The 2,294-nt window shown below is 47.1% G+C and carries 2 protein-coding genes; both read right to left on the reverse strand.

Annotated elements, in window-relative coordinates; genetic code table 11:
• Positions 1–382 (reverse strand): transposase (locus A8707_RS26040; protein WP_197485101.1); only part of this gene is annotated, 382 nt, incomplete at its 3' end.
• A 759-nt stretch (positions 383–1,141) separates the two neighbouring features.
• Entirely contained in the window at positions 1,142–1,744 is a 603-nt protein-coding gene (locus tag A8707_RS26045) for a DUF2887 domain-containing protein (protein ID WP_082906519.1), read from the reverse strand.
• Positions 1,745–2,294 lie beyond the last annotated feature (550 nt).

Raw genomic sequence — 2,294 nt, forward strand, 5'->3', positions numbered from 1 at the left:
ACTGTGCCTGGACATCGCGCACGCTCATGCCTCTTGAGTAGAGCGACAGAATCTTGCCATCAAAGCCATCAAACCGAGTTTGCCCTTTCTGGATAATGACGGGTTCAAAAGCTCCATTGCGGTCTCGTGGTATCGCAATCTCGGCTTCACCAAATTCGCCCTTAATCGTCTTTTTGCTGTGCCCGTTGCGACGATTCCGAGAGGGGGTTGCTTCGACTGGCTCTGCCCGTTCTTCCTCTAAATGATGTGCCATTTCTGCATTCAAGCAACGCTCAACCAGGGCGGTCGTCAACTGTTTTAGAATACCTCCGGTTCCGACTAAATCTTCTGGGCTTTGATAGCCTTTGAGTAATTCATCGAGCAATTCAGGTCGAAAGGTCATGATGGGGCAAACGGGGAATTCGGACAAAATCGTACGCTAAGCCTAAAAGTCTTTTCCTGTATGACTTACAGGATTTTATAATTCACTTGTCCGGTGTCCTAATCAGGCTAATATTGCCCATCCTGCCCAAAACGTAAAGTTAGCCGCATAGACTATCGAAAGCTTGTGTAGATAGGGATCTGGAACACTGTTTGGGCTACAGAGCCTTTGAGAGTGCAAAAAGTCTACTTTCCGCACGATCTCTTGGTTGGGCTCTATAGCCATCAAATCAGCATCATTTCTAGTGCGATAACCCTTGCCAGAATCATGGTGCATTTAAATCAATATGGGCTAAGTTTTCGCACGATCAAGAACGCATAGCAAGGCAGCAAGTGGGAAGGGAGAAAGGCGCTGAAAAGACTAACCAGCAAAGGTTTCAATTCTACTTTTACAGTTAGGGCGGGGTGGGCAATATTAGTCAATCAGCTAGAACCCCGTATGGTTTTATCCTTGTAAGAAACCGCTTAAAACGACTTAAAGAGCTAGTTTATCGATCATGCGGGAGCTGGGAAAGCTCTCTAAGAGAGGATTTCAGTCTTAGCGTACGATTTTGTCCGAATTCCCCGTTTGCCCCTAATTCATACTTCGTTGCGACGGTTGGAGGGGCACCCTTAGAAGTGATTAAGCAGTACATCGCTGATCAGAAAGTTAAATAGACTCTGTGGCGTGACCGCCACGCGGGAACCCCTTTTACATCCCCATGCTTAAAAGACAGGGGCTTTAAGGGTTCCCCAGCCCTCCATTCCGGTAAACAAAGATTGTCTCCACTAATTCTATGAAATTTCGCTGCACTATCGCATCCGTAAGCTCTTGCTGGGTTCGCTCAATCAGGGCGCGTCCTTTCGCGGGAGCCTGTTTCTGAGTCGTTCCAATCAGTTGTAAAATCCCTAGTCCTAAAGAGCGATCGCCCAGTTCTGGCGGCAACTTGTTTAAATAAATGCGCTGCACTCTGGGGCTGTTCTCATACTCAGCGTAGTGGGGCGGCAACCCTGGATCGAATCGCTTTTCTGTGAAGATCACCACTCCCCGCCAGTCATTTGAGGGCTGGTAGTCTTTCAGATAAAGATGAATCTCTCCAAAAAAGCGGTAGTAGAAGTTCTCGCCTTTCTTATCGCGATATCCCTGTGCTTCCACAAAGTAGATCGGAAATTGGGACATCCGAGTCGGCGGCAAAAAGATGCCGTCGATCGTAAAGTTGGCTTGCTTGACTTCTTGAGAGCCAAACCCGTAGGTGCTGGTGCGCGGGTCAGTGTTGCCGATTAACTCAAAAAAGGCACTGGGGGCAGCCTGGAAGAGTTGGTAGAAAATTGAGTCGGTTTTCAAGGGTCCATTGCAAAATCTGGTTAAACTTAGCCGACGAGCAAGGGCGCTGGGTCAAAAAGAAGTTGATCCCCCTTATCCTTTCATCTCTTTCGCGATGGGGTCTCAGTAGTAATAGAATGGAACCAGATTTTGCCTTAAGAGTATTTCAGCAGCAAATTGATAATTTCTACTAATGTCTTTTGACGGCATACTACACAGGTTTGGACTAAAGCTTACTACAGTTGTAGATCCTCGATGGCTGCCAGTTAACTATCTCAAAAGAAGTCTCATTTCGAGATTTGCTGTCTCAAAATCGAGCAGGACTGAAATCGGACTAAAGCATCACTTTACAGCCCGCTACAACGCCCCAAATTCGTGAGACTGACTCCTCGGTTACTCTGAGCGGAACATCGCACTCAACCAAGCTAGGGCAGTCGTTACAAACCTGTCTCACGATTTGGAACTTCTGCACCCCCCGCAGAATTCCTCAAGCTTGAAGCTTTCTTTCGTGAGTTCTCTGAAACTCAGTCCAATATAGCTTTTCAACCCATCTTGCACTTTTTTGCCCTTA

Source organism: Phormidesmis priestleyi BC1401 (assembly GCF_001650195.1).
Taxonomy (GTDB): domain Bacteria; phylum Cyanobacteriota; class Cyanobacteriia; order Leptolyngbyales; family Leptolyngbyaceae; genus Phormidesmis_A; species Phormidesmis_A priestleyi_B.